At 70.8% G+C, this 25,615-nt stretch carries 24 protein-coding genes and 1 tRNA gene; 14 read left to right on the plus strand and 11 right to left on the minus strand.

What is annotated here, in order from left to right:
- Positions 1-19: 19 nt before the first annotated feature.
- From G3I77_RS07845 to iolC, 5 genes are read right to left on the minus strand one after another with little or no spacing between them, the layout of a single operon-like run.
- Entirely contained in the window at positions 20-1,522 is a 1,503-nt protein-coding gene (locus G3I77_RS07845; RefSeq protein WP_248501886.1) for a CoA-acylating methylmalonate-semialdehyde dehydrogenase, read from the minus strand.
- A gap of 54 nt (positions 1,523-1,576) precedes the next feature.
- Positions 1,577-3,454: a 3D-(3,5/4)-trihydroxycyclohexane-1,2-dione acylhydrolase (decyclizing) gene (iolD, locus tag G3I77_RS07850; protein WP_248501887.1), complete on the minus strand. Its 1,878-nt coding sequence runs from the start codon at positions 3,452-3,454 to the stop codon at positions 1,577-1,579.
- Complete coding sequence (gene iolB / locus G3I77_RS07855; protein ID WP_248501888.1) at positions 3,451-4,344, minus strand: 5-deoxy-glucuronate isomerase; 894 nt, start codon at positions 4,342-4,344, stop codon at positions 3,451-3,453. The genes iolD and iolB overlap by 4 nt, the downstream gene beginning before the upstream one ends.
- A 36-nt stretch (positions 4,345-4,380) precedes the next feature.
- Positions 4,381-5,259, minus strand: coding sequence for a deoxyribose-phosphate aldolase (locus G3I77_RS07860; protein WP_248501889.1), 879 nt, complete (start codon positions 5,257-5,259; stop codon positions 4,381-4,383).
- A gap of 13 nt (positions 5,260-5,272) precedes the next feature.
- On the minus strand, positions 5,273-6,250 hold the full coding sequence (iolC, locus tag G3I77_RS07865) for a 5-dehydro-2-deoxygluconokinase (protein ID WP_248501890.1): 978 nt from the start codon (positions 6,248-6,250) through the stop codon (positions 5,273-5,275).
- Positions 6,251-6,572: 322 nt separating this feature from the next.
- Here iolC and G3I77_RS07870 point away from each other — a divergent pair, with 322 nt between their 5' ends.
- Genes G3I77_RS07870 through G3I77_RS07890 form a run of 5 tightly spaced genes read left to right on the plus strand, consistent with a single transcriptional unit; the run spans position 6,573 to position 11,527 of the window.
- Positions 6,573-7,592 carry a sugar ABC transporter substrate-binding protein gene (locus tag G3I77_RS07870; RefSeq protein ID WP_248501891.1) on the plus strand — a complete coding sequence of 340 codons (1,020 nt, stop codon included), beginning with the start codon at positions 6,573-6,575 and terminating at the stop codon, positions 7,590-7,592.
- Entirely contained in the window at positions 7,592-8,668 is a 1,077-nt protein-coding gene (locus G3I77_RS07875; RefSeq protein ID WP_248501892.1) for an ABC transporter permease, read from the plus strand. The genes G3I77_RS07870 and G3I77_RS07875 overlap by 1 nt, the downstream gene beginning before the upstream one ends.
- Before the next feature lie 5 nt (positions 8,669-8,673).
- Positions 8,674-9,585 carry an ATP-binding cassette domain-containing protein gene (locus G3I77_RS07880; protein WP_248501894.1) on the plus strand — a complete coding sequence of 304 codons (912 nt, stop codon included), beginning with the start codon at positions 8,674-8,676 and terminating at the stop codon, positions 9,583-9,585.
- A gap of 1 nt (position 9,586) precedes the next feature.
- The gene (locus G3I77_RS07885; protein WP_248501896.1) at positions 9,587-10,489 is read left to right on the plus strand and encodes a sugar phosphate isomerase/epimerase; all 903 of its coding nucleotides are present in this window, start codon (positions 9,587-9,589) and stop codon (positions 10,487-10,489) included.
- Between the two features lie 18 nt (positions 10,490-10,507).
- Positions 10,508-11,527 carry a Gfo/Idh/MocA family protein gene (locus tag G3I77_RS07890; RefSeq protein WP_248501897.1) on the plus strand — a complete coding sequence of 340 codons (1,020 nt, stop codon included), beginning with the start codon at positions 10,508-10,510 and terminating at the stop codon, positions 11,525-11,527.
- 43 nt (positions 11,528-11,570) lie between these two features.
- On the opposite strand, the gene G3I77_RS07895 is transcribed toward G3I77_RS07890, so the two are convergent.
- The 4 genes from G3I77_RS07895 to G3I77_RS07910 are packed head-to-tail and all read right to left on the minus strand — an operon-like array spanning position 11,571 to position 15,579.
- Positions 11,571-12,587: a Gfo/Idh/MocA family protein gene (locus G3I77_RS07895; protein WP_248501898.1), complete on the minus strand. Its 1,017-nt coding sequence runs from the start codon at positions 12,585-12,587 to the stop codon at positions 11,571-11,573.
- Entirely contained in the window at positions 12,584-13,588 is a 1,005-nt protein-coding gene (locus G3I77_RS07900) for a Gfo/Idh/MocA family oxidoreductase (RefSeq protein WP_248501900.1), read from the minus strand. The genes G3I77_RS07895 and G3I77_RS07900 overlap by 4 nt, the downstream gene beginning before the upstream one ends.
- A 48-nt stretch (positions 13,589-13,636) precedes the next feature.
- A complete protein-coding gene (locus G3I77_RS07905) occupies positions 13,637-14,413 on the minus strand; it encodes an SDR family oxidoreductase (protein ID WP_248501901.1) in 777 nt (258 codons plus the stop codon).
- Positions 14,414-14,421: 8 nt separating this feature from the next.
- Complete coding sequence (locus G3I77_RS07910) at positions 14,422-15,579, minus strand: phytanoyl-CoA dioxygenase family protein (RefSeq protein ID WP_248501903.1); 1,158 nt, start codon at positions 15,577-15,579, stop codon at positions 14,422-14,424.
- A 108-nt stretch (positions 15,580-15,687) separates the two neighbouring features.
- Between G3I77_RS07910 and G3I77_RS07915 the strand changes: the two genes are divergently transcribed.
- Positions 15,688-16,722 (plus strand): LacI family DNA-binding transcriptional regulator, encoded by a 1,035-nt coding sequence (locus G3I77_RS07915; RefSeq protein WP_248501905.1) that lies wholly within the window; start codon positions 15,688-15,690, stop codon positions 16,720-16,722.
- Between the two features lie 63 nt (positions 16,723-16,785).
- On the plus strand, positions 16,786-17,397 hold the full coding sequence (locus tag G3I77_RS07920; RefSeq protein WP_248501906.1) for a TMEM175 family protein: 612 nt from the start codon (positions 16,786-16,788) through the stop codon (positions 17,395-17,397).
- Between the two features lie 111 nt (positions 17,398-17,508).
- Here the strand turns inward: G3I77_RS07920 and G3I77_RS07925 are convergent, their stop codons facing one another.
- Positions 17,509-18,672 (minus strand): Gfo/Idh/MocA family protein, encoded by a 1,164-nt coding sequence (locus G3I77_RS07925; RefSeq protein WP_248501907.1) that lies wholly within the window; start codon positions 18,670-18,672, stop codon positions 17,509-17,511.
- 111 nt (positions 18,673-18,783) lie between these two features.
- On the opposite strand from G3I77_RS07925, the gene G3I77_RS07930 reads away from it, so the two are divergent.
- Complete coding sequence (locus tag G3I77_RS07930; protein ID WP_248501908.1) at positions 18,784-19,788, plus strand: LacI family DNA-binding transcriptional regulator; 1,005 nt, start codon at positions 18,784-18,786, stop codon at positions 19,786-19,788.
- A gap of 15 nt (positions 19,789-19,803) precedes the next feature.
- On the opposite strand, the gene G3I77_RS07935 is transcribed toward G3I77_RS07930, so the two are convergent.
- Complete coding sequence (locus tag G3I77_RS07935) at positions 19,804-20,148, minus strand: cupin domain-containing protein (protein WP_248501910.1); 345 nt, start codon at positions 20,146-20,148, stop codon at positions 19,804-19,806.
- Positions 20,149-20,659: 511 nt separating this feature from the next.
- Here G3I77_RS07935 and G3I77_RS07940 point away from each other — a divergent pair.
- The 6 genes from G3I77_RS07940 to G3I77_RS41115 all read left to right on the plus strand — a co-directional run bounded on the left by G3I77_RS07940 (position 20,660) and on the right by G3I77_RS41115 (position 25,538).
- Positions 20,660-20,736 (plus strand) — tRNA-Pro (locus G3I77_RS07940).
- 204 nt (positions 20,737-20,940) lie between these two features.
- Complete coding sequence (locus tag G3I77_RS07945; protein ID WP_248501911.1) at positions 20,941-22,221, plus strand: ABC transporter substrate-binding protein; 1,281 nt, start codon at positions 20,941-20,943, stop codon at positions 22,219-22,221.
- A gap of 70 nt (positions 22,222-22,291) precedes the next feature.
- The gene (locus G3I77_RS07950) at positions 22,292-23,251 is read left to right on the plus strand and encodes a carbohydrate ABC transporter permease (RefSeq protein WP_248501912.1); all 960 of its coding nucleotides are present in this window, start codon (positions 22,292-22,294) and stop codon (positions 23,249-23,251) included.
- Complete coding sequence (locus tag G3I77_RS07955) at positions 23,251-24,084, plus strand: carbohydrate ABC transporter permease (RefSeq protein WP_142156932.1); 834 nt, start codon at positions 23,251-23,253, stop codon at positions 24,082-24,084. The genes G3I77_RS07950 and G3I77_RS07955 overlap by 1 nt, the downstream gene beginning before the upstream one ends.
- Positions 24,085-24,110: 26 nt before the next feature.
- Positions 24,111-25,298: an ABC transporter ATP-binding protein gene (locus G3I77_RS07960; RefSeq protein WP_248501913.1), complete on the plus strand. Its 1,188-nt coding sequence runs from the start codon at positions 24,111-24,113 to the stop codon at positions 25,296-25,298.
- Positions 25,299-25,460: 162 nt separating this feature from the next.
- Positions 25,461-25,538, plus strand: a complete 78-nt coding sequence (locus G3I77_RS41115; protein WP_370443954.1) for a 50S ribosomal protein bL37 — start codon at positions 25,461-25,463, stop codon at positions 25,536-25,538.
- Positions 25,539-25,615 lie beyond the last annotated feature (77 nt).

Raw genomic sequence — 25,615 nt, forward strand, 5'->3', positions numbered from 1 at the left:
GGATGAACCCCCTCGGGTGTCAGGAGTTGCTCGGGAAGCCGAGGTTGATGCCGCCGTCGGACGGGTCCGGCCAGCGCGTGGTGATGACCTTGCCCTGCGTGTAGAAGGCGATGCCGTCGTTGCCGTAGATGTGCAGGTCGCCGAAGAGGGAGTCCTTCCAGCCGCCGAAGGAGTGGTAGCCGACGGGGACCGGGATCGGCACGTTGACGCCGACCATGCCGGCCTTGACCTCCATCTGGAAGCGGCGCGCCGCGCCGCCGTCCCGGGTGAAGATCGCGGTGCCGTTGCCCCAGCGGGAGTCGTTGATCAGCTTGATGGCGTCGTCGTAGGTCTCGGCCCGGACCACGCACAGCACCGGCCCGAAGATCTCATCCCGGTACGCGTCCGCCGTCAGCGGCACCCGGTCCAGCAGCGAGACGCCGAGGAAGAAGCCGTCCGCACACTCGGGGTGTCCCTCGACCGAGAAGCCCGTGCCGTCGACGACGACCTCGGCGCCCTGCCCGGCGGCCGACGCCACGTACGAGGCCACCTTGTCGCGGTGCTCGCGGGTGATCAGCGGGCCCATCTCGGACGCCGGGTCGTCGCCCGGGCCGATCCGCAGGTTCTTCGCACGCTCGGCGATCTTGCCGACCAGTTCGTCACCGATGTCACCCACGGCCACGACCACCGACACGGCCATGCAGCGTTCGCCCGCCGAGCCGTACGCCGCGTTGATCGCCTGGTCGGCGGCGAGCTCCAGGTCGGCGTCGGGCAGGACCAGCATGTGGTTCTTGGCGCCGCCCAGGGCCTGCACCCGCTTGCCGTGCTCCACGGCCTTCAGCTGGATGTACTTGGCGATCGGCGTCGAGCCGACGAAGGACACCGCCTCGATGTCCGGGTGCTCCAGGATGCGGTCCACGGCCGTCTTGTCGCCCTGCACGATGTTCAGGACGCCCTCCGGCAGTCCCGCCTCGGTGGCCAGCTCGGCCAGGCGGTAGGAGGCCGACGGGTCCTTCTCCGACGGCTTCAGCACGAACGTGTTGCCGCAGGCGATCGCCAGCGGGAACATCCACATCGGCACCATCGCCGGGAAGTTGAACGGTGTGATGCCCGCGACGACGCCCAGCGGCTGGCGGATCGAGGCGACGTCGACCCGGGTGGAGACCTGGGTGGACAGCTCGCCCTTGAGCTGGACGGAGATGCCGCACGCGAGTTCCACGATCTCCATGCCGCGCGCGACCTCGCCGAGCGCGTCGGAGTGCACCTTGCCGTGCTCGGCGGTGATCAGCCCGGCGATCTCGTCGCGGTGGGCGTCCAGCAGCTCGCGGTACTTGAACAGGATCGCCGTGCGCTTGGCCAGGGAGGACTCACCCCAGCTCTCGAACGCGGCCTTGGCCGAGGCGACCGCGGCATCCACCTCGTCGACGGACGCGAACGCGACCTGCTTCTCCTGGGCGCCGGACGCCGGGTTGTAGACGGGGCCGAACCGGCCGGAGGTGCCTTCGACGGGCTTGCCGTCGATCCAGTGGGTGATGGTCTTCATGGTGCGCAAGGGCCTTTCGTGGAGCCTGACGTCAGCGGGGAGATCGGCGGGCGTTCAGAGGTGGCGGCGGCGTCCGGCCACCTGGCGGTCGTAGCGCCCGCGGGCCTCGACGGCCGCCTCGCGGGAGGCGGTCTCGGCCACCGGCACGTCCCACCAGGCCTCGGCCGGGGGAGCGGTCGGGGCCGGGTCGGTCTCGACGTACACGCACGTCGGCCGGTCGGAGGCGCGGGCCGCGGCGAGCGCCTCGCGCAGCTCGCGCACGGTCTTGGCGCGCAGCACGTCCATGCCGAGGCTGGCGGCGTTGGCGGCGAGGTCGACGGGCAGCGGGGCGCCGGTGAAGGTGCCGTCGGCGGCCCGGAAGCGGTAGGCGGTGCCGAAGCGTTCGCCGCCGGTCTCCTCCGACAGGCCCCCGATGGAGGCGTAGCCGTGGTTCTGGATCAGGACGATGTTGAGCGGCAGGCCCTCCTGGACGGCGGTGACGATCTCCGTGGGCATCATCAGGTAGGTGCCGTCGCCCACCAGCGCCCACACCGGGGTGCCCGGGGCGGCCTGCTGGACGCCGATGCCGGCCGGGATCTCGTAGCCCATGCAGGAGTAGCCGTACTCCAGGTGGTACTGGCGCGGGCTGCGGGAGCGCCACAGCTTGTGCAGGTCGCCGGGGAGCGAACCGGCCGCGTTGATGACCACGTCGTCGTCGTCGCCGACGGCCGCGTCCAGCGCGCCCAGCACCTGCGTCTGGGTCGGGACCGCGTTCTCGTCGGCGGCCCGGTAGGCGGCCTCGACGACCTCGTCCCAGCGCTCCTTGCCGGCGCGGTACTCGGCCTCGTAGGCCTCGGACACGCGGTGCCCGGCCAGCCCCTCGGCCAGCTTCTCCAGACCGGACCGCGCGTCGCACACCAGCGTCCGCGCGGCCAGCTTGTGCGCGTCGAAGCCGGTGATGTTGAGGTTGAGGAACCGCACGTCCGGATTCTGGAAGAGCGTGCCGGAGGCGGTGGTGAAGTCGGTGTAGCGGGTGCCGACACCGATCACCAGGTCGGCGGTGCGGGCGAGTGCGTCGCCGACCGCCGTGCCGGTGTGGCCGATGCCGCCGACGTCGGCGGGGTGGTCGTGACGCAGCGAGCCCTTGCCGGCCTGGGTGGAGGCGACCGGGATGCCGGTGGCGTCCGCGAACGCCTTGAGCGCCGTCTCGGCCTCGCTGTGGTGGACGCCGCCGCCCGCCACGATCAGCGGCCGCTCGGCCGACCGGATCGCCTCGACGGCGGCGGTCAGCTCGACCGGGTCCGGCGCGGGACGCCGTACGTACCAGACGCGCTCGGCGAAGAACTCCTCCGGCCAGTCGTACGCCTCCGCCTGCACGTCCTGCGGCAGGGCGAGGGTGACAGCGCCGGTCTCGGCCGGGTCGGCCAGCACCCGCATGGCCTGGAGCGCCGACGGGATCAGCGCCTCGGGGCGGGTGATCCGGTCGAAGTACCGCGACACCGGGCGCAGCGTGTCGTTGACCGACACGTCGGCCTCGACCGGGTGCTCCAGCTGCTGGAGCAGCGGGTCGGGGGCGTGCGAGGCGAAGTAGTCGCCGGGCAGGAGCAGCACCGGCAGCCGGTTGATCGTCGCCAGGGCCGCGCCGGTGACCAGGTTGGTGGCGCCCGGGCCGATCGAGGTCGTCACCGCCTGCGCGGACAGGCGGTCGAGCTGCCGGGCGTAGCCGACGGCCGCGTGCACCATGGACTGCTCGTTGCGGCCCTGGTGGAACGGCATGACGTGCTCGCCCGCCTCCAGGAGCGCCTGACCGACCCCGGCAACATTGCCATGGCCGAAGATGCCCCAGGTCCCGGCGATCAGCCGGCGGCGCACGCCGTCGCGCTCGGTGTACTGCACGGACAGGAACCGGACCAGCGCCTGGGCGGTCGTCAGTCTGCGGGTGGGGGCGCTCATACGGAGGTCTCCGGGGCGGTGTAGAGGGGGAGCCGGGGGTCGACCGGCTGGTCCGGCCAGGTGTCGCGGACCCAGGCGTGGTCGGGGTGGTCGCAGATCAGCCAGGCGCGCTCGGCCTCCGGGCCCGCCATGACGTTGAGGTAGTACATGTGGTGGCCGGGCGTGGCCATCGACGGCCCGTGCCAGCCGTCCGGGATGAGGACGACGTCGCCGTCGCGGACCTCGGCCAGGACGTCCGTCCCGCGGCCCTGCCCGGAGGGGGAGACCCGCTGGTAGCCGAGTCCGGGCGTGCCGTCGTGGCCGGCGAACTCGAAGTAGTAGATCTCCTCCAGCACGGACTCCTCGCCCGGCCGGTGCTCGTCGTGCTTGTGCGGCGGGAACGACGACCAGTTGCCGCCCGGGGTGATCACCTCGACCGCGATGAGCTTGTCGCATTCGAAGACCCCGGCCGCGCCGAAGTTGTTGACCTGCCGGGAGCAGTTCCCGGTGCCCCGCAGCTCCACGGGCACCTCGGAGGCCGGGCCGTAGCGGGCGGGCAGCCGGCGGGTGCAGCGTGCGCCGGTCAGCGCGAACCGGCCGCCGCCGGCGGACGTCACCGACGCGCGGGCGTCGCGCGGGACGTATGCGAAGTCGCTGACGCCGCTGAACACATCGGCGCGGCCCTGGAGTTCGAAGGTGTCCTGACCGAAGTCGTCCGCCGCGGCGACCGTGCAGCCGCCGCTCAGCGGGACGACGATCCACTCGCTGTCACCGGTGTCGAAGGAGTGCGCGCCGCCCGGCGGCAGCTCCAGGATCCGCAGACCGGAGTGGCCCCAGCCGGCCTTCTCGGGAGTGATGTCGACGGTGTAGGGGCCGCCGAGGGCCTTACCCGCGGGAAGGTGATACGTCATCGTGTGCCTTTCGGATCACAACAGGTCCCTCTTGCATCAGAGCAGCCCGACGGCCGTGTCCACCGCTTCTTCCACGCTGCCCTCGGCCGGGTAGAGCAGCGACCGCCCGACGACCAGGCCCTGGACGGTGGGCAGCCGCAGGGACTTGCGCCAGCGTTCGTAGGCGCCCTCCTGGTCATCGCCGATCTCGCCGCCGAGCAGGACGACGGGCAGCGTGGAGGTCTCCAGGACCTCGGCCATGTCGTCCGGGTCGTCGGTGACGGGCAGCTTCAGCCAGGTGTAGGCGGAGGTGCCGCCCAGCCCGGAGGCGATGGCGACGGACCGGGTGACGGCCTCGGCGGACAGGTCGTTGCGGACCCTGCCGTCGACCCGCCGGGAGATGAACGGCTCGACGAACAGGGGCAGTCGCCGGTCCGCCATGGCGTCGATCGCCCGCGCGGTGGACTCCAGGGTGGTCAGCGAGCCCGGGTCGTCGTAGTCGATGCGGACCAGGAGCTTGCCCGCGTCGAAGCGGAGCCGGGCTATGTCCTCGGCGCGGTGGCCGGTGAAGCGGTCGTCCATCTCGAAGGAGGCGCCGGCGAGTCCGCCGCGGTTCATCGAGCCCATGACGACCTTGTTCTCCAACACCCCGAGCAGGAGCAGGTCCTCCAGGATGTCGGCGGTGGCGAGCACCCCGTCGACGCCGGGCCGCGACAGCGCGATGCACAGCCGCCGCAGCAGGTCCGCGCGGTTGGCCATGGCCAGGCGCCGGTCGCCGACCCCGAGGGCGCCGCGCGCCGGGTGGTCGGCGGCCACGATCATCAGCCGGCCGCTGCCGCCGATCAACGGCCGCCGCACCCGCCGGGCCGCCGCCTCGGCGACGGCCTCGGGGTTGCGGGCTCTGACCGTGGTGAGGTCGGGGATGCCGATGTTCAAGGAAGACTCCGTTTCAGTGGCTCGTGCTCGGCGACGGCACCCCGGCGAGGAGGTCCTCGACCTCGGACTCGGTGGGCATCGCGGAGGAGCAGGCGAGGCGCGAGGCGACGAGGGCGCCGGCGGCGTTGGCGTGGCGCATGGTCTTCTCCAGGTCCCAGCCGGCGAGCAGGCCGTGGCAGAGCGAGCCGCCGAAGGCGTCGCCCGCGCCCAGGCCGTTGACCACCTCGACGGGCACCGGCGGTACCTCGGCCCGGCTGCCGTCGCGGTGCACGGCGAGCACGCCCTTGGGGCCCTGCTTGACGACGGCCAGCTCCACGCCCGCCTCCAGCAGCGCGTCCGCGCAGGCCTGCGGCTCGCGCACACCGGTGGCGATCTCGCACTCGTCCAGGTTGCCGACGGCGACCGTGGCGTGGCGCAGCGCCTCGCGGTAGTACGGGCGGGCTTCTGCGGGGTCGCGCCAGAACATCGGCCGCCAGTCGAGGTCGAAGACGGTGATCCCCGAATTGTCGCGGGCCTTGAGGGCCGCGAGCGTGGCGGAGCGGCTCGGCTCCTCGCTCAGGCCGGTGCCGGTGATCCAGAAGATCCGGGCGCCGCGGATCGCGAAGAAGTCCAGCTCGTCGGTGTGGATCTCCAGGTCGGGGGCCTTGGGGCGGCGGTAGAAGTACAGCGGGAAGTCGTCCGGCGGGAAGATCTCGCAGAACGTGATCGGCGTCGGGTACGCGCCGACCGGGGTGACCCAGCGGTCGTCGACGCCGAAGCCCTTCAGCTCCTCGTGCAGGTAGGTGCCGAAGGGGTCGTCGCCGGTGCGTGTGATCACCGCCGTCCGGCGTCCGAGGCGGGCCGCGGCGACCGCCACGTTGGCCGCCGAACCTCCCAGGAATTTCCCGAAGGTCTCCACTTCGGCCAAGGGGACCCCGGTCTGCAGGGGATAGAGGTCGACCCCGATGCGGCCCATCGTGATCACATCGAAATACTGGGCTGGCTCGGCCATGCGCGACCTCCTCGGGAAGCTGGGGATGCGGGTCCTGAGGCGCCCTGACACGGTGGGGGCGTGGATCCACGGGACCTGCCGCCCCCCAGGTGTAGGTCGCGGAGGGCGGCGCTGTCAATAGTTTGTACTTACATTCGGACCTGCTCGTGAAATGATGTCTTGACAAAGTATTGACAGCGGGCGCGGCAGGGACTTGTATCCCGTGCCATCGCAACAGTCGGTTTGCGGCATCATGATCCGGACTCCGTAAGGCTCCGGGACCACGGATCCCTTCGTGATCCCTTCCTTTCCCCCGCAGTAGCACAGTGAGGTGCCAGGAAAGATGGACCGCTCTTCTCACCCCCGCTCTCGCAGGTTCGCGCCCGTCGTCGCCGTGGCCGCGGCAGCGGCCCTGACCCTCGCCGGCTGCTCCAGCAGTTCCGGAGGCAAGAAGTCCGAGGAAGGCGCCGCGAACGCCTCCGCGGGCAAGGCGACCACGCCCCGCATGACCGTCGCCCTGGTGACCCACCAGGCACCCGGCGACACCTTCTGGGACACCGTCCGCAAGGGCGCCGAGGCCGCGGCCGCCAAGGACAACATCAAGCTCATCTACTCCGCCGACCCGAACGCGGGCAATCAGGCCAACCTGGTCCAGAACGCCATCGACCAGAAGGTCGACGGCATCGCCGTCACCCTCGCCAAGCCGGACGCCCTCAAGAGCGTCATAGGCAAGGCCGAGAAGTCCGGCATACCCGTCGTCGGCCTCAACTCCGGCCTGAGCGACTGGAAGAACCTCAACATGCTGGAGTTCTTCGGCCAGGACGAGTCCGTCGCGGGCGAGGCCTTCGGCAAGAAGCTCAACGAGGTCGGCGCCAAGCACGCGCTCTGCGTCGTCCAGGAGCAGGGCAACGTGGGCCTCACCCAGCGCTGCGACGGCGTGGAGAAGACCTTCGACGGCAAGCTCGACACCCAGAACGTCAACGGCACCGACATGCCGTCCGTGAAGTCGACGATCACCGCCAAGCTGAAGCAGGACCCCTCCATCGACTACGTCGTCACGCTCGGCGCGCCCTTCGCGCTGACCGCCGTGCAGTCGATCGGCGACGCCGGCAGCAAGGCGAAGGTCGCCACCTTCGACCTCAACAAGGACCTCATCAAGGCCATCAAGGGCGACGACATCCAGTTCGCCGTCGACCAGCAGCCCTACCTCCAGGGCTACCTGGCCGTCGACGGCCTGTGGCTCTACAAGAACAACGGCAACTACAGCGGCGGCGGTGAGCAGCCCGTGCTGACCGGTCCGGCCTTCGTCGACAAGTCCAACGTCGACAAGATCGGGGAGTTCGCCGCGAAGGGCACCCGGTGATGAGCATGACCCAGCAGGCTGAGCCGGCGGTGGACACACCGCCGGCCCCCGGCCGGAAGCAGTCCGACGGCCGGACGAGGCAGCGCCCGCTGGCGCTGCGGCTGCTCGCCCGGCCCGAGGTCGGTGTGTTCCTCGGCGCCGTCGCCGTGCTCGTGTTCTTCCTGTTCGCGGCGCCGCCGGTGCGCGACGGCAGCTCGATGGCCAACATCCTGTACCAGTCGTCGACCATCGGGATCATGGCGCTGCCCGTGGCCCTGCTGATGATCGGCGGCGAGTTCGACCTGTCGGCCGGTGTCGCCGTGGTCACCTCGGCGCTCACCGCGTCGATGCTCAGCTACCAGCTGACCATGAACGTGTGGGTCGGCGTGATCGTCGCCCTCCTGGTGTCGCTCGCGATCGGCGCGTTCAACGGCTGGATGCTGGTCAAGACCGGGTTGCCCAGCTTCCTGGTCACCCTCGGCACCTTCCTGATCCTCCAGGGCGTGAACCTCGCCGTGACCAAGCTGGTCACCGGCAACGTCGCCACCGACGACATCAGCGACATGGACGGCTTCACGCAGGCGCAGAAGCTCTTCGCCTCGACCTTCGAGGTCGGCGGCGTCAACGTCAAGATCACCGTGGTGTGGTGGCTGGTCTTCGCGGCCCTGGCGACCTGGGTGCTGCTGCGCACCAAGTACGGCAACTGGATCTTCGCCGTCGGCGGCAACAAGTACTCCGCGCGGGCCGTCGGTGTGCCCGTGACCTTCACCAAGATCTCGCTGTTCATGCTGGTCGGCTTCGGCGCCTGGTTCGTCGGCATGCACCAGCTGTTCTCCTTCAACACCGTCCAGTCCGGCGAGGGCGTGGGCCAGGAGCTCATCTACATCGCCGCGGCCGTCATCGGCGGCTGTCTGCTCACCGGTGGCTACGGCTCCGCGATCGGCCCGGTCTTCGGCGCCTTCATGTTCGGCATGGTGCAGCAGGGCATCGTCTACGCCGGCTGGAACCCCGACTGGTTCAAGGCCTTCCTCGGCGTGATGCTCCTCGGCGCCGTTCTCATCAATCTGTGGGTCCAGCGCACGGCGACCCGGAGGTGACCGCGATGACCAGCAAAGAAACGGGCACCCACGGTGCCGTCCGCAAGGACACCCCGCCCGCCGGCGAGCGTCCCCTCGTCGAACTCCGCGACGCCGGCAAGTCCTACGGCAACATCCGCGCCCTGCACGGCGTGAGCCTCGAAGTCCACCCCGGCAAGGTGACCTGCGTCCTCGGCGACAACGGCGCCGGCAAGTCCACTCTCATCAAGATCATCTCGGGGCTGCACCAGCACACCGAGGGCGAGTTCCTCGTCGACGGCGAACCGGTGCGCTTCTCCACCCCGCGCGAGGCCCTCGACAAGGGCATCGCGACGGTCTACCAGGACCTCGCGGTCGTCCCGCTGATGCCGGTGTGGCGCAACTTCTTCCTCGGCTCCGAGATGACCAAGGGCCCCTGGCCCGTACGCCGTCTCGACATCGAGAAGATGAAGAAGACCGCGGACGAAGAGCTGCGCAACATGGGCATCGTCCTGGACGACATGGAGCAGCCCATCGGCACGCTCTCCGGCGGCCAGCGCCAGTGCGTCGCCATCGCCCGCGCCGTCTACTTCGGCGCCCGCGTCCTCATCCTGGACGAGCCGACCGCCGCCCTCGGCGTCAAGCAGTCCGGTGTGGTGCTGAAGTACATCGCCGCCGCCCGCGAGAAGGGCCTGGGCGTCATCTTCATCACCCACAACCCGCACCACGCCTACATGGTCGGCGACCACTTCAGCGTGCTGCGCCTCGGCACCATGGAACTGTCCGCATCCCGCAGCGAGGTCAGCCTCGAAGAGCTGACCAACCACATGGCCGGCGGTACCGAACTCGCCTCCCTCAAGCACGAGTTGGCGCAGGTTCGCGGCGTCGACGTCGAGGAGCTCCCCGAGGAGGCGGACCTCACCGCTCCCGTAGCCACGTCTTCGGAAGGAAAGTCCTGACATGGCCTTCGCGCTCGACCGCATCCGGGTCGGCTCCGCCCCCGACTCCTGGGGCGTCTGGTTCCCCGACGACCCCCAGCAGGTGCCCTGGGAACGCTTCCTCGACGAGGTCACCGAAGCCGGCTACTCGTGGATCGAACTCGGCCCGTACGGCTACCTGCCGACCGACCCGGCCCGGCTCACCGACGAGGTGACCAAGCGGAACCTGAAGGTCTCCGCGGGCACGATCTTCTGCGGACTGCACCGCGGTCCCTCCGAGTGGGACTCCACCTGGGAGCAGGTCAGCCGGGTCGCCGCCCTCACTCAAGCCATGGACGCGAAGCACCTGGTCGTCATCCCGTCCTTCTGGCGCGACGACAAGACCGCCGAGATCCTGGAGCCCCCGGAGCTCACCACCGAGCAGTGGCGCAACCTCACCACGGGCATGGAGCGCCTCGGCCGCGAGGTGAAGGACCGGTACGGCCTGGACATCGTCGTCCACCCGCACGCCGACACCCACATCGACACCGAGGCGCACGTCGAGCAGTTCCTCGACTCGACCGACTCCGACGCGGTCAACCTCTGCCTGGACACCGGGCACTACGCCTACTGTGGCGGCGACAGCGTCAAGCTGATCGAGACGTACGGCGAGCGCATCGGCTATCTGCACCTCAAGCAGGTCGACCCGGAGATCCTCGCCGACGTCGTCAAGAACGAGGTCCCGTTCGGCCCGGCCGTCGCGCGCGGTGTGATGTGCGAACCGCCCGCAGGCGTCCCGGAGCTGGGCCCCGTCCTGACGGCCGCGCAGAAGCTCGGCGTGGACCTCTTCGCCATCGTCGAGCAGGACATGTACCCCTGCGAGCCGGACAAGCCGCTGCCGATCGCGGTGCGCACCCGCAAGTTCCTGAGGTCCTGCGGCGCCTGACGAACCGAAAGGACGGCCATGACGGAACGTGCCACTCTGGGAGTCGCGGTCATCGGTACCGGAAGGATGGGCGCCGACCATGTGCGCCGCATCGACGCCGTCACCAGCGGAGCGCGGGTGGCAGCCGTCGTGGACGTCGACGCGGAGCGCGCGAAGGCCGTCGCCGCCCGTGTCGACGGCTGCACCGCCTACACCGACCCGTCGGCCGCGATGGCGGCGGCCGACGTCGACGCCGTCCTGATCGCCTCCCCGGGCCCGGCCCACGAGGCCACACTCCTCGCCGCCTTCGAGCACGATCTGCCCGTCCTGTGCGAGAAGCCGCTCACCCCCGACGCGGCCTCCGCCCTGCGCGTCCTCGAAGCCGAACAGCGACTCGGCCACCGCCGGGTCCAGGTCGGCTTCATGCGCCGCTACGACCCCGAGTACGCGAAGCTGAAGGCCCTGCTGGCAACGGGCCAGCTGGGCCGCCCGCTCATGGTGCACAACCGGCACCGCAACGCGGCCAGCCCGCCCTTCTTCACCAGCTCCATGCTCATCAGCGACTCCGTCGCCCACGAGGCCGACGCGACCCGCTGGCTGCTGGGCCACGAGATCACGGCGGTCACGGTGCTGCGCCCCACCCCGTCGGCCAGCGCCCCGAACGCCCTGCAGGACCCCCAGTTCGTCGTCTTCGAGACCGACGGCGGCGCCCTCAGCGACGTCGAGATCTTCGTCAACTGCGGCTTCGGCTACCAGGTCCAGGCCGAGGTGGTCTGCGAACGCGGCACCGCCCGCATCGGCGACGGCCACGCCCTGGTCACCAACATGGCCGGTCGCTGGGGCGGCACCATCGCCCAGGACTTCACCGACCGCTTCGAGGCGGCCTACGACCACGAGATCCAGACCTGGATCGACGCCACCCGCCGCGGCGAGGTCACCGGCCCGAGCACCTGGGACGGCTACGCCGCGGCGGCGGTGTGCGAGGCGGGGGTGCGGGCGCTGGAGGACGGGGGACGGGTGGAGATCGAACTGGTGGAGAAGCCGGCGCTGTACGCGTGAGAAAGGGGCCCGGAGCCGTACCCCGGGCCCCTCTCGCCGTGCCTCAGATCCTCGTGCGGGGCCGGACCTCGAACCCGGCCTCCCGGTAACACGCGTCGATGAGTTCCATCGTCGTCACCGCGTCGCCCGCGTCCAGCGGCAGCGGCGTCCCCTGCCGCACCCGGGCCGCGAACGCCTCCAGTTGGTACGTGTACGACGAGCGGGTGCCGAGGTGTTCCGTGCGTTCGCCCTGAGGGGTGCGGATCACGATCCTGTCGTCCAGATGAGGGAGGACGAAGTTCGGGGCCGTCGCCTCGCCCCGGGAGCCGACGAGCCGGATGCTCATGTCCAGGCCGTCGTACGCCATGTGACAGCGGGCCGAGCCCGTCGCGCCGCCGGGGTACTCCAGGTCGGCGTCCAGCCACTCGTCGACCCCGGCCGCGCCCGCGCGCTCCCCGGCCCGGGCCGCGGCCAGGCGCGGGGCGCCGCCCGCCCAGGGGGCGAGCATCCGCAGCGCGTGCAGGCTGTAGCAGCCGAGGTCCATCAAGGCGCCGCCGGCCAGCGGCAGCGCCCAGCGCGGGTCGGTGTCCGGCGGGGCGGCGATGGCGACCATGGCCTCGACGTGCCGCAGGTCGCCGAGTTCGCCCGAGGCCAGCAGCTCGTGGAGGCGCCGGGTGACGGGGTGGAAGAGGTAGTGGAAGGCCTCCATGAAGACCGTCCCGGCGTTCCCGGCGGCCTGACGCACCTCCGCAGCCTCCGCTGCGTTGCTCGCCGACGGCTTCTCCGACAGCACGTGCTTGCCGGCCGCGAGGGCGGCCAGGTTCCACGGGCCGTGCAGGCCGTTGGCGAGCGGGTTGTAGACGACGTCGACTTCGGGATCGGCGATCAGCTCGGCGTACGAGCCCGCCACCCGCTCCACTCCGTGCCCGGCGGCGAACGCCTCGGCGCGGGCACGGTCGCGGGCGGCCACCGCGACGAGGCGGTGGCCGGTCGCCCGGGCCGGGTCGATCAGGGAGCGTTCGGTGATCCGCGCGGCTCCCAGCACACCTATGCGCAGGGGTTCCCGGCCCTTCTCGCTCATGCCTGCCGTACCTCCTCGATCGTCACGGGACGGTGCTCGTGCAGGGACAGTGTGCACGCGTCCGCGATCCAGCCCGCCTCCAGGGCGTCCTCGATCGTGCAGGGGGAGGGGCGGGTGCCGGCCACGACCTCGGTGAACGCGGTCAGTTCGGCACGGTAGGCCTCGGTGAAGCGGTCCATGAAGAAGTCGTGCGGGGTGCCCGCGGGGAAGGTCACGCCCGGCTCGACCGAGCGCAGCGGCAGCTTGTCCTCCAGGCCGACGGCGATGGAGTCCTGGAAGCCGTGGATCTCCATGCGGACGTCGTAACCGCGCGCGTTGTGGCGGGAGTTGGACACGACCGCGATGGTGCCGTCGTCGAGGGTGAGGATCGCGCCGGTGGTGTCGGCGTCGCCGGCCTCCTTGATGAAGTCGGCGCCCCGGTTGCCGCCGACGGCGTAGACCTCCCTGACCTCGCGGCCGGTCACCCAGCGGATGATGTCGAAGTCGTGCACCGAGCAGTCGCGGAAGATGCCGCCGGAGGCGGCGATGTACGCGGCCGGAGGCGGCGCCGGGTCGAGCGTGGTCGAGCGGACGGTGTGCAGTGTGCCCAGCTCACCGCTCTGCACGGCGGCGCGGGCGCCCACGAACCCGGCGTCGAAACGGCGGTTGTAGCCGATCTGGATCGGCACGTCCCGGCCGCGCACGGCCTTGAGTACCTCGACGCCCTCGCTCATGGTCCTGGCGACGGGCTTCTCGCAGAAGACGGGGACGCCGGCCTCGACCCCGGCCAGGATCAGCGCCGGGTGGGCGTCCGTCGCCGCCGCGACGACGATGCCGTCCACGCCGGCGGCCAGCAGCGCCTCCGGCGAATCCACGACCTCGGCCCCGAAGCGCTCGGCGGCGGCCTTGGCGGCGTCCGCGAACGGGTCGGTGACGACGAGGGAGTCGACGGCGTCGAGTCCGGAGAGGGTCTCGGCGTGGAAGGCGCCGATGCGGCCGAGGCCGAGGATTCCGATACGCATGGGGGTGCTGCTCCTAGAGAAGGGGGGAGGGTTTCTTGCGGAGAGTGCTCAGTCGAGTCCACCGAGGACGTTCTGGTCCCAGTCGATCACCGACCCGGTGACCACCCCGGACCGGTCCGACAGCAGGAAGACGACGAAGTCGGCGATCTCGTCCGGTTGGCCGAGCTTGCCCATGGGCAGCTTCGCGGCGGCTTCCTCGCGCCAGTCGTCCCCGGCCCCGTGGAAGGTCTTCTGCGTGGCGTCCTCGCCCTCGGTCGCCGTCCAGCCGATGTTGAGGCCGTTGATCCGGACCCGGTCCCACCGGTGCGCGTGCGCGGCGTTGCGGGTCAGCCCGATCAACCCGGCCTTGGCGGCGACGTAGGGCGCCAGGAACGGCTGTCCGCCGTGCGCCGACGACGTGATGATGTTGACGATCGTGCCGGGCGCCTCGCGCCCCACCATGTCCGCGACCGCCGCCTGCATCGCGAAGAACGGGCCCTTGAGGTTGATCCCGATGTGCTGGTCGAACAACTCGGGCGTGGTGTCCAGCAACGTCCCCCGGGACGTCAGACCGGCGGAGTTCACGAGGCAGTCGACCCGGCCGTACGTCTCCACGGCCCGGGCCACGGAGGCCTTCGCCTGCTCGGCGTCCGAGAGGTCGGCCTGGACGTACAGGGCCTTGCCGCCCGCGGCGGTCAGTTCGTCCACCAGCGCCTCGCCGGGGCCGGCCCGCCGCCCGGTGACGGCCACGACCGCCCCCTCGCGGACCGCGGCCCGGGCGATGGCCGCGCCGACCCCCTGGCTGCCGCCGTTGACCAGGACGACCTTGTCGTCGAGAAGTCCCATCGAATTCCTCAGCTCTCTCGCCGTTCGGTACCGGTCCGCAGCTCCGCCCGGAGCGCCTCCGGCGTCCAGTCCTCGCGCAGCGCCCGCCGTACCAGATCCGCCTGCGAGGGCGGGGCCAGACCGTCGACCGGCGGGTCGCTGTCGAGGTTGGTGGGGAAGGGGTAGCCCTCGGCGCTCGCCGCGACCACCTGGTCCAGCCAGGCCTGGTCGGCCCCCTCGGCCTTGCGCTGGAGGAGAACCGGGTACACCGCGTTGGACACCGCCTCCCGGTCCACCGTCTCCATCGCACGCCCGAACGCGGACGACACCTGGAGCAGGTTGGCCATGCGCCGGATGTCCGCCGAGCGGTTGGTGCCGGCCGCGTGGAAGAGGGCCGGGTTGAAGAACACGGCGTCGCCCTTGGCGAGCGCCAGTTGCACCTGGTGCGCCTCGAAGTACGCCCGGAACTCCGGGAGCCGCCAGGCGAGGTAGCCCGGCTCGTACTTCTGCGAATGCGGCAGGTACATCGTCGGCCCGGACTCCACCGGCATGTCGCAGTGCGCGACCGCGCCCTGGAGCGTCAGCACGGGGGAGAGGCGGTGCACCTGCGCCGGATAGGCGGCGGCGGCCTCGTTCGACAGGAAGCCCAGGTGGTAGTCGCGGTGCGCGGTCTGGGCGGCGCCGCCCGGGTTGACCACGTTGAGCTGCGAGGTGACCTGGTAGCCGGGGCCCAGCCAGGCCGTGGCCACGAGGGCCAGGATGTCGTTCGCGTAGTAGTCGGCGAAGGCCTCCGGGTCGTGGAGGGCCGCCTTCTCCAGCGCGTTCCACACCCGGTCGTTGGCACCCGGCTTGGCGAAGTGGTCACCTGCCGTCGCGCCGGAGGCGCGCTGCTCGGCGATCAGCGCCTCGAACACCTCGGTGGCCCGGTCCACGACCACCGGGTCGGGAAAGGCACCGCGGAAGACGACGATCCCAGGCCCGTCGGCGAGCGCCCGCACCAGCTCGGCCTGCACCACCCGGTCGCCTTCGAGCAGGCCGCAGTCGTAAACGGGCACGTTCCGCTCGACGGCGGAGGCGTGCGGATAGTCGACGGGGTCGGTCGCCTGCTCGACCAGCGCGCGGAACGCGTCGAGATCGCAGTCCTGCTCGGACAGCCAGGCGCGGCGGTGTAGGGAGGTGAAGGACATCGTCGTCCCTTCGGGGTCACGGAGCGACGCAGCCCTGTCATTCTTGTCAGTACAAACCCCTCGAACAACCAGCAGCGAGCCATCAAAAACCCCTCAAGGAGCCGGCGCATGGGACACCCGTTCCCGATCCGGGAGATCGCACGTCAGGCGGGCCTGAGCGAGGCGACCGTCGACCGGGTGCTGAACGGCAGGGGAGGGGTGCGCGAGAGCACGGCCCGGGAGGTGCGCCAGGCCATCGCCGACCTGGACCGGCAGCGCACCCAGGTGCGGCTCGTCGGGCGGGCGTTCATGGTCGACATCGTGATGCAGGCGCCCGAGCGCTTCACCACCGCGATCCGCGCCGCCCTGGAGGCCGAGCTGCCGGCCCTGCACCCGGCGGTGCTGCGCTCCCGCTTCCACTTCCGCGAGACCGGCCCGGTCGCCGAGCTGGTGCGGATCCTGGACCGGATAGCCCGGCGCGGCTCGCAGGGCGTGATCCTCAAGGCCCCGGACGTCCCCGAGATCACCGCCGCGGTCGGCAGGCTCGAAGCCGCCGGCATCCCGGTCGTCACCCTGGTGACCGACCTGCCCGGCAGCGCCCGCCTCGCCTACGTCGGCATAGACGACCGGGCGGCCGGCGCGACGGCCGCGTACCTGATGGGCCAGTGGCTGGGGGAGCGCCCGGGCAACATCCTCACCAGCCTCAGCAGCGGCTTCTTCCGCAACGAGGAGGAGCGCGAGATGGGCTTCCGCAGCGCCATGCGCGCCCGGCACCCCGAGCGCACGCTCGTCGAGATCGCGGAGGGGCAGGGCCTGGACGCCACCCAGTACGACCTCGTCCGGGCCGCCCTGGAACGCGACCCGGACATCCGCGCGGTCTACTCGATCGGCGGCGGCAACATCGCCACGCTGAAGGCCTTCGACGACCTCGGCCGCGACTGCGCGGTGTTCGTCGCGCACGACCTCGACCACGACAACACCCGCCTGCTGCGCGAGCACCGCCTGTCCGCCGTGCTCCACCACGACCTCCGTCAGGACGTGCGCGAGGCCTGCCACACCGTCATGCGGGCGCACGGCGCCCTGCCGCCGGCGGGCCCCACCCTGCCGTCGGCGATCCAGGTGGTGACGCCGTACAACATGCCGCCGCAGGTGGCAGGGGTGTGAGCCGGAGTCATGGCCGGGCGTGGGTCCGGGAGGAACCCCGCCCCGGCCCCTACTGTCGGGCCCATGTGGACCTCGCGCCCGGACGGCGGACCTGAGCGGCTGGTGACCCTGGTCGACGGCGTGTTCGCCATCGCCATCACGCTGCTCGTCCTGGACCTCTCCGTGCCCCGGGAGCTCGATCCCGCCGCCTACCGCGCGGCCCTGCGTGAGCTGCTCCCGGACCTCGGGGCCTACGCGCTGAGCGTCTGGGTGCTGGGGAGCTACTGGCGCGACCACCGCCGGATCTTCCAGGAGGTCCGGGAGATCGACGGTCAGGTGATCAGCATCTCGATGGTCGGCCTCGGCGTCGCGGCGCTCGTCCCGTTCCCGACCCGGCTGCTCGCCGATTACGGGGACCAGCCCGTGTCGGTCGCCGTCTACGCGGGGGCGGTGGCCGCGCTCGGCGCCTCCCACCTGGCGGTGGCCGCCGTGCTGGCCAGGCGCCCCTGGCTGCGGCACGACAGGCCCTCCGAGGCGGCGAGCACGCTCTACCTCCTCGACAGCGCCACGATCGTGGTGGTCTTCCTCGCCACCGTCCCGCTGGTGTTCGTGACCGGTACCGGGATCATGTGGCTGTGGCTCGTGCTCGTCCCGGCGAAGGTCTACCTGGGCCGGCGGCTCCAGAGCCGCGGCTGAGGGCCGGCGTCACACACCCCTCGGCCGGACGGGGCGCGGCCTCATGCCGGGCCCGCGCAGGTCCGCCCGAGGGCCGGCGTCACACACCCCTCAGCCGGACGGGGCGCGGCCTCATGCCGGCCCGCGCAGGTCCGCCCACGTACCGCTGCGCGCCGAGCGCGCCATCGCGTCCAGTGCGTCCGCGCTGTGCACGGCATCCGTGAGCGTGGCTCCGTGCGCCGTGCCTTCGGCGACCGACGTCAGGAAGCGGTACGCCTCGATGACCTTCAGGTCGTCGTAGCCCATGGCGTTCGCGGCGCCCGGCTGGAACGCGGCGAACTCGCCGTGGCCCGGGCCGACGTAGACCGTGGTGACGGACTGGTCCTGGTAGGTCGTGCCGCGGCTGACGCCCAGTTCGTTCATGCGGCGGAAGTCCCAGAACACGGCGCCCTTGGTGCCGTGCACCTCGAAGCCGTAGTTGTTCTGCTCGCCGACCGAGACCCGGCAGGCCTCCAGGACGCCGCGCGCCCCGGAGGCGAAGCGCAGCAGGCAGTTGACGTAGTCCTCGTTCTCGACCGGGCCGAGTTCACCTCCGGCGGCGCGGCTGTGGCCCGCCGTGGCGCCCGTCGGGCGGGCCCGCTCCGGGAGGAAGATCGCCGTGTCGGCCGTCAGGGACGTGATGTCGCCGAGCAGATGACGGGCCAGGTCCACGCCGTGCGACGCCAGGTCGCCCAGCACCCCGCTGCCGCCCCGCTCCCGCTCGTAGCGCCAGGTCAGCGCGGACTCGGGATGGGCCGCGTAGTCGCTGAACAGCCGGATGCGGGCATGGGTGACCGTGCCGATCTCCCCGGAGGCGATCAGCTCGCGGGCCGCCTCGACGGCGGGCGCGTTGCGGTAGTTGAAGCCGACGGCGCCCTGCACGCCCGCCTCGGCCACCGCGTCCGCCACCGCGCCGGCGTCCTCGGCGGTCAGACCCACCGGCTTCTCGATCCAGATGTGCTTGCCCGCCTCGGCCATGGCGACGCCGATCTCGCGGTGCAGGAAGTTCGGCGCGGTGATGCTGACCGCCTTGACCCGGGGGTCGGCGGCCACCTCACGCCAGTCCCGGGTCGTCGAGGCGAACCCGAACTGCGCGGCTGCCTCCTCCGCCCGGCCGGGCACCTCCTCCGCGACCGTCACCAGCTCCGGAACGAGGGGCAGTTGCGGATAGTGGTGCCGCACGCGCGCGTAGGCCTGGGCGTGCACCCGCCCCATCCAGCCGAATCCGATGACGGCGACGCCGAGCGTGTCCACCATGAGAGCCCCTCTTTGGACCGTTCCAGAACCTGTCCAGGCCACCCTGAGCGGGGTCCGCCGACGCTGTCAACCCTTTGACAAGTCGTGGCGCCCCATGGAACGGTCCAACCCATGAGACCGCCGACGATCCGGGACGTGGCCGAGCGGGCCGGTGTCTCCAAGTCGCTGGTCTCCCTCGTGCTGCGCGGCTCCGACCAGGTGCGCCCCGAGAAGCGGGACGCCGTGCTCCGGGCCGCCCAGGAGCTCGGCTACCGGCCCAACGCCGCAGCCCGCAGTCTCAGCGAGCAGCGCACCCGCACGGTCGGCGTCCTCCTGAACGACCTGCGCAACCCCTGGTTCGTCGACCTGCTCGACGGCCTGAACTCCCTGCTGCACGCCAACGGCCTGCACATGCTGCTCGCCGACGCCCGCCTCAACCGCCGCACCGGCCAGGACCCGGCCGACCCGCTGCTGGAACTGCGCGTCGACGGCCTGGTCGTGGTCGGCACGCTGCCGGACCCGGCGGCCCTCGGCGCGGTGGCCGAGCGGATCCCGGTGGTGCTGGCCGGCTCCCGAGAACCGGCGCCGCCGGGCGTCGACGTCGTGGCGGGCGACGACGAGCAGGGCGCCCGGCTGGTCACCGAGCATCTGATCGGCCTCGGGCACCGCCGTATCGCGCACATCGCGGGCTACGGCGCGGTGGGCGAGCTGCGGCGCCGGAGCTTCGAGGCGACGATGCGCCGGCACGGCCTCGCGGAGCAGGTGGTGGTCGAGCCGAGCGACATGACGGAGGAGGGCGGCTACCGCACGACCGTCCGGCTGCTCAGCCGCCCCGAGCGGCCCACGGCCGTCTTCGCCGTCAACGACATCGCCGCCATCGGCGTGCTCTCGGCGGCCGAGGAACTGGGGCTGCGCGTGCCGCGCGACGTGTCCGTCGTCGGCTACGACAACACGAGCATCGCCCGGCTGCGGCACGTGTGGCTCACGACGGTCGACAACACGAGCCACGAGGTCGGCCGCCGCGCGGCCCGCTGCCTCCTGGAGCGCTTCGAGGGCGCCGGCGGACCGGGCCGCGTCCAACTCGCCGTGCCCACCCTGGAGATCCGCGGGTCGACGGCGCCCGCACCCACCCGCTGACCGCGTCCGTCCCGCTCAGAGGTTGATCGCGTACGCCTTGCGCAGGGTCTCGTGCACCGTCCACGTCGTGCGGTCGCCCTCGCGCAGGACGGCCATGTCGCCGGGGCCGACCGTCAGCGTCGGCCCGCCCTCGACCTCGATCGTCGCCGACCCGCTGATCACGACGAACAGTTCGTCGGCCTCGGTGTCCGTGACCACGCCGGGCGTGATCTGCCAGACGCCCCGCACCTGACGGCCGTCCTCCGACTCCCAGACCACCTTCCCGGTCACCTCGGGCGTCCCGGAGACGATCTGCTCGGGCGCGAGGGGCTCGGGTTCGAGCTCAGTGTCGGGGATGTGCAGTACGAAGCTGTGCGTCATGCGGCGACCCTAGCCGCGCTGAACGGGGAAGCGGCCTCGACAGAGTGTGGGGTGCCGGCCGGGCCGGGCGGACACTGCGTCGTCCCGGTCCAGCGGGTTCGGCCTACATCCGCGCCCGGGCTTCTGGTGTCCGTCTCAACCCCTATGCCCTGGTCGGGAGTTCCCGCCGATTCGCGTATTGTTTGCGGCATATGCCCGGGAGTCGAGATGCCCGGGCGCGCACGTGCGGGCGAAGGGGGAGCAGGACGTGGACGAGACGCGGCGACGAGCCGCCCGGCGGACCGGACCGGCCGGAGGTGCCGTCACGGCACTCCTGGCCGTGGCGGCCTGCGCCTGCCACGCGACCAAGGCGAACCTCCCCTGGTGGGCCGTCCTCGCCGTCGCCGTCTCGACGGTGGGCCTCGCGGGCTGGACCGGGGCCCGGATCGGCCGCCGGCACGGGCCGGCGGCCGAGTCCGCATGCGGTAGGGTTGACCTGCGTGATCACGCGGTTCACCCGCGCGAGACGCATCGGGACGTGGCGCAGCTTGGTAGCGCACTTGACTGGGGGTCAAGGGGTCGCAGGTTCAAATCCTGTCGTCCCGACCAGCGTAGTAGCAGGTCGGAGGTCATTTCCGGTTGACGGAAGTGGCCTCTTTGTCGTTCCCGCCGCATCTGTCCCAGAGCCGCCTAATGGGTTATTCGATGCCATATGTCCTTGATGTCGCCTTGAGTGGTCTCTAGTGTTCGCCGGGAGGTAAACACTGCAAGGCCCGAGCCCGTGCCACCGTCCGGAAGCGAGGTGTGGAGCGCGTGCACGCGAGGGGACATCCCAGAGGGACGCGATGGCTGCGGGCGTTCGCCGTACTGCCGTTGCTGGCATCGGTGCTCGCCGCCTGTGGCAGTGACGAAGGCTCCGGTACGCCCACCCTCAACTGGTACAACTTCCCCGACGACTCCGGTGCGCTGCAGAAGGCGGCCGACCGGTGCAGCCAGGCGTCGGGCGGCCGCTACAGGATCAGCTACAACAAGCTCCCGCGCGCCGCCGACGGCCAGCGTCAGCAGCTTGTCCGCAGACTCGCCGCCGAGGACGACTCGCTCGACATCCTGGGCCTGGACGTCACCTGGGCGGCGGAGTTCGCCGAGGCGCGCTGGATCCGGGAATGGACGGGAGCGGCGAAGCGGCAGGCCGTCGAGGGCACTCTGCGCGTACCGCTGCAGACCTCGACCTGGAAGGGCAAGTTGTACGCCGTCCCGTACAACACCAACACCCAGCTCCTGTGGTACCGCAAGGACCTGGTGCCCACACCGCCCCGGACCTGGGCCGAGATGCTGGACATGGCCGGCGCCCTCGCCCGGCAGGGCAAACCGCACTTCGTCGAGATCCAGGGCGCCCAGTACGAGGGCCTGACCGTCTGGTTCAACACGCTCATCAACAGTGCCGGCGGCTCCATCCTCAACGCGAGCGCGACCGAGCCCTCCCTCGGTCCTCCCGCTGTGCGGGCCGCGGGGATCATGCGTGAGCTGGCGAACTCCCCGGCCGCGGACCCCTCCCTGTCCAACCAGATGGAGGACCAGAACCGGCTCGCCATGGAGTCGGGGGTGGCGGCGTTCGAGCTCAACTACCCGTTCGTCTATCCGTCGATGAAGGCGAACAACCCCGAGCTGTTCAAGAACTTCCGCTGGGCGCCGTACCCCCGGGTCGACGCGAACCGCCGGGCACGGCCCACCATCGGCGGCATCGACCTGGCGGTGAGCGCCTACTCGCGCCACCCCGACTTGGCCTTCGAGGCGGCGCTGTGCCTGCGCAACCGGGAGAACCAGCTCACCGCCGCGCTCGAGGGCGGTCTGCCGCCCACCCTGCGCGCCCTCTACGACGAGCCGGCGTTCATGAAGGAGTACCCCTTCTCCGCGGAGGTGCTGGCCGCCCTGGAGTCGGCGAGCGTGCGCCCGATCACTCCGGTCTACCAGAACGTGTCGATCGCGGTCTCCCACACGCTGTCCCCGCCGTCCGGGATCAAACCGGAGAGCTCCGTCAACACCATCAGGGAGCAGATCGACGATGCCCTGCGATCCGAGGGTGTGATCCCGTGAACCACCACCTCCCGCACCACTTCGCCGCCCGGCGCCGCAGCGCGCGGGCCTCGTCCCCGGGCGGCCCGAGATGAGCACGCGGGCGCAACCCGCCGGACCCCCACCGCCCCCCGAAGCGGAGACGGAGCAGAAGGGGCCGGACCAGGCGGCGCTGTCGGCGGGAGCCCGGCAGGAGCGGCGGCTCGGCTGGCTGCTCTGCGCGCCCGCCGTCGTCGTCATGATCGCCGTGACCGCCTACCCCATCGGGTACGCCGTCTACCTGTCCCTCCAGCGGTACGACCTGCGCTTCCCCGGACAGGCGGAGTTCGTGGGCCTGAGCAACTACGGGGCGGTGCTGTCCTCTCCGTTCTGGTGGGACGCCTTCTGGGTCACGCTGTTCATCACCGCGGTGTCCGTGGCGATCGAACTGGTCCTCGGAATGGGGCTCGCCCTGGTCATGCACCGCACGATCTTCTGGCGCGGCGCCGTCCGCACGTCGGTCCTCGTCCCGTACGGCATCGTCACCGTGGTCGCCGCCTTCTCCTGGCAGTACGCCTGGACCCCGGACCTCGGATACCTCGCCGAGTTGCTGCCCAGTGGAGAGGCTCCGCTGACCGAGCAGTGGCCCGCCCTCTGGCTGATCATCCTCGCCGAGGTGTGGAAGACGACGCCGTTCATGGCCCTGCTGCTGCTCGCGGGCCTCGCGCTGGTCCCCGAGGAGACCCTGAAGGCGGCCATGGTGGACGGTGCCACCGCCTGGCAGCGCTTCACCAAGGTCATCCTGCCGCTGATGAAGCCGGCCGTCCTGGTGGCCCTGCTCTTCCGCACACTGGACGCGTTCCGGATCTTCGACAACATCTACATCCTGACCGCGGGCGCCCACGGGACCGGCTCGCTGTCGATCCTCGGGTACGACAACCTGTTCACCGCGCTGAACCTGGGCATCGGGTCGGCGATCTCGGTCCTGATCTTCATCTGCGTCGGGATCATCGCCTTCACCTTCGTCAAACTGTTCGGCGCCGCCGCACCCGGCGCGGAGGTGAAGCGCTGATGGCCGCTGTGGGAAAGACACATGCCGCCCGATGGGGCGTCCTGAACGTGGTGGTGGTGCTGTACGCCCTGTTCCCGGTGTGGTGGATCGCCGCGCTGTCGTTCAAGGACCCCGGCACCCTGACGGACGGTGACTACATCCCCCGGGACTGGACCTGGGAGAACTACCGGGGCATCTTCGAGACCGCCGAGTTCACCCGTGCGCTGATCAACTCGATCGGCATCGCCCTGATCGCCACGGTGATCGCGGTGGCCCTGGGCACCATGGCCGCCTACGCGGTGGCCCGGCTGCGGTTCCCCGGCAAGCGGGTACTCATCGGCATGTCACTGCTGATCGCCATGTTCCCGCCGATCTCCCTGGTGTCACCGCTGTTCAACATCGAGCGGATCATCGGGATCTTCGACACCTGGATCGGGCTGATCATCCCGTACATGACCTTCTCCCTGCCGCTCGCGATCTACACCCTGTCGGCGTTCTTCCGGGAGATCCCCTGGGATCTGGAGAAGGCCGCCAAGGTCGACGGGGCGACGCCCGCGCAGGCCTTTCGGCTGGTCATCGCGCCGCTGGCCGCGCCGGGCGTGTTCACCACGGCCATTCTCGTGTTCATCTTCTGCTGGAACGACTTCCTGTTCGCGATCTCGCTGACGTCCACCGAGTCCGCGCGCACCGTGCCCGCCGCGATCGCGTTCTTCACCGGGAGCTCCCAGTTCCAGCAGCCCACAGGGTCGATCGCCGCCGCCGCTGTGGTCATCACCATCCCGATCATCGTTTTCGTCCTGCTCTTCCAGCGGCGGATCGTCGCCGGACTGACCTCCGGGGCAGTCAAGGGCTGAACGGGGAAGGCAAGGAGGCACCATCCATGGCCGAGATCATCCTTGAGGGAGTCACCAAGCGCTTTCCCGACGGTTCCCTCGCCGTGAAGGACGTGGACCTCGAGATCGCCGACGGCGAGTTCGTGATCCTGGTCGGTCCGTCGGGATGCGGCAAGTCCACCACCCTGAACATGATCGCCGGACTCGAGGACATCACGGAGGGCACCCTGCGCATCGGAGACCGCGTCGTCAACGACCTGGCTCCCAAGGAACGCGACGTCGCCATGGTGTTCCAGAGCTACGCCCTGTATCCGCACATGAGCGTCCGGGAGAACATGGGCTTCCCGCTGCGCCTGGCCAAGGTGGACAAGGACACCATCGACGCCAAGGTGACGCACGCCGCCGGGATCCTCGACCTCACCGAGCACCTGGACCGCAAGCCCGCCAACCTCTCGGGCGGTCAGCGCCAGCGGGTGGCCATGGGACGGGCGATCGTCCGTGACCCCAAGGCGTTCCTGATGGACGAGCCACTGTCCAACCTGGACGCCAAACTCCGGGTCCAGATGCGCACCCAGATCTCCCGGCTGCAGCGGAGCCTCGGCACGACCACCGTGTACGTCACCCACGACCAGACCGAGGCCATGACGCTGGGCGACCGCGTCGTGGTCATGAGACAGGGCCTGGTCCAGCAGATCGGCACACCGGCCGAGCTGTACGACCTGCCGCGCAACATCTTCGTCGCGGGCTTCATCGGCTCCCCGGCGATGAACTTCCTGAACGCCACTCTGGAGGGCGGTGCCCTGCGCTCGCCCCTGGGCGACCTGCCCCTCGACGACCGTACGCGGCAGGCGCTGGAACGCCAGAACGCGCCCCGCGAGGTCATCATCGGGCTGCGACCGGAGGCGTTCGAGGACGTGGCCCTGTCACATGACCGGGACCGGACGGGCCCGGTCTTCACCGCCACCGTGGAGGTACTGGAGTCGCTGGGCTCCGACGCGTATGTCTACTTCGCCGCGGAGGGCGGGCCCGCGACGACCACCGAACTGGAGGAACTCGCCAAGGACTCGGGCCTGCGCGACACCGGCGCCGACACCAGTCAACTCGTGGCCCGCCTGGACGCCGCCACGCGTGCCCGCGAGGGAGCACCGCTGGAGCTGCGGGTCGACATGGCCAAGGCCCACGTGTTCGACCCGGCGAACGGGGCGAACCTCACGCATCCGGCGCGGGCGGACTGACGAGGTGCCACGCGGCCGAGCCGGGACACCACCGTGATGTAGGCCACCCGTGTGCATCCGCATCGTGTGTGTTTGCCGTCGCGTCGGCTGGAAAGTGGCTCTGTAGTCACCGGACGCGACAATCCGGTGGACAGTGACCGAAAGCCGAAAAGTGGAGGTTCGATGTCCTCGAAGCGACGTCGCAAGAAGAAGGCCCGCCGCAAGAACGGCGCGAACCACGGCAGCCGTCCGCAGTCCTGAGAAGCTTCGCGGGCGCGCCGACGTATCGGGTGGGTGGCAGCTGCCACCCACCCGTTTGCGTTCGCAGGCACGGTGCG

This window comes from Streptomyces sp. D2-8 (assembly GCF_023184515.1).
Lineage (GTDB): Bacteria > Actinomycetota > Actinomycetes > Streptomycetales > Streptomycetaceae > Streptomyces.

Excerpts from the sequence above, each read along its gene's own strand:
- G3I77_RS07845 (WP_248501886.1), bottom strand. The coding sequence starts at position 1,522 with ATGAAGACCATCACCCACTGGATCGACGGCAAGCCCGTCGAAGGCACC.
- iolD (WP_248501887.1), bottom strand. The coding sequence starts at position 3,454 with ATGAGCGCCCCCACCCGCAGACTGACGACCGCCCAGGCGCTGGTCCGG.
- iolB (WP_248501888.1), bottom strand. The coding sequence starts at position 4,344 with ATGACGTATCACCTTCCCGCGGGTAAGGCCCTCGGCGGCCCCTACACC.
- iolC (WP_248501890.1), bottom strand. The coding sequence starts at position 6,250 with ATGGCCGAGCCAGCCCAGTATTTCGATGTGATCACGATGGGCCGCATC.
- G3I77_RS07870 (WP_248501891.1), top strand. The coding sequence starts at position 6,573 with ATGGACCGCTCTTCTCACCCCCGCTCTCGCAGGTTCGCGCCCGTCGTC.
- G3I77_RS07875 (WP_248501892.1), top strand. The coding sequence starts at position 7,592 with ATGAGCATGACCCAGCAGGCTGAGCCGGCGGTGGACACACCGCCGGCC.
- G3I77_RS07880 (WP_248501894.1), top strand. The coding sequence starts at position 8,674 with ATGACCAGCAAAGAAACGGGCACCCACGGTGCCGTCCGCAAGGACACC.
- G3I77_RS07885 (WP_248501896.1), top strand. The coding sequence starts at position 9,587 with ATGGCCTTCGCGCTCGACCGCATCCGGGTCGGCTCCGCCCCCGACTCC.
- G3I77_RS07890 (WP_248501897.1), top strand. The coding sequence starts at position 10,508 with ATGACGGAACGTGCCACTCTGGGAGTCGCGGTCATCGGTACCGGAAGG.
- G3I77_RS07895 (WP_248501898.1), bottom strand. The coding sequence starts at position 12,587 with ATGAGCGAGAAGGGCCGGGAACCCCTGCGCATAGGTGTGCTGGGAGCC.
- G3I77_RS07900 (WP_248501900.1), bottom strand. The coding sequence starts at position 13,588 with ATGCGTATCGGAATCCTCGGCCTCGGCCGCATCGGCGCCTTCCACGCC.
- G3I77_RS07905 (WP_248501901.1), bottom strand. The coding sequence starts at position 14,413 with ATGGGACTTCTCGACGACAAGGTCGTCCTGGTCAACGGCGGCAGCCAG.
- G3I77_RS07910 (WP_248501903.1), bottom strand. The coding sequence starts at position 15,579 with ATGTCCTTCACCTCCCTACACCGCCGCGCCTGGCTGTCCGAGCAGGAC.
- G3I77_RS07915 (WP_248501905.1), top strand. The coding sequence starts at position 15,688 with ATGGGACACCCGTTCCCGATCCGGGAGATCGCACGTCAGGCGGGCCTG.
- G3I77_RS07920 (WP_248501906.1), top strand. The coding sequence starts at position 16,786 with ATGTGGACCTCGCGCCCGGACGGCGGACCTGAGCGGCTGGTGACCCTG.
- G3I77_RS07925 (WP_248501907.1), bottom strand. The coding sequence starts at position 18,672 with ATGGTGGACACGCTCGGCGTCGCCGTCATCGGATTCGGCTGGATGGGG.
- G3I77_RS07930 (WP_248501908.1), top strand. The coding sequence starts at position 18,784 with ATGAGACCGCCGACGATCCGGGACGTGGCCGAGCGGGCCGGTGTCTCC.
- G3I77_RS07935 (WP_248501910.1), bottom strand. The coding sequence starts at position 20,148 with ATGACGCACAGCTTCGTACTGCACATCCCCGACACTGAGCTCGAACCC.
- G3I77_RS07950 (WP_248501912.1), top strand. The coding sequence starts at position 22,292 with ATGAGCACGCGGGCGCAACCCGCCGGACCCCCACCGCCCCCCGAAGCG.
- G3I77_RS07955 (WP_142156932.1), top strand. The coding sequence starts at position 23,251 with ATGGCCGCTGTGGGAAAGACACATGCCGCCCGATGGGGCGTCCTGAAC.
- G3I77_RS07960 (WP_248501913.1), top strand. The coding sequence starts at position 24,111 with ATGGCCGAGATCATCCTTGAGGGAGTCACCAAGCGCTTTCCCGACGGT.
- G3I77_RS41115 (WP_370443954.1), top strand. The coding sequence starts at position 25,461 with ATGTCCTCGAAGCGACGTCGCAAGAAGAAGGCCCGCCGCAAGAACGGC.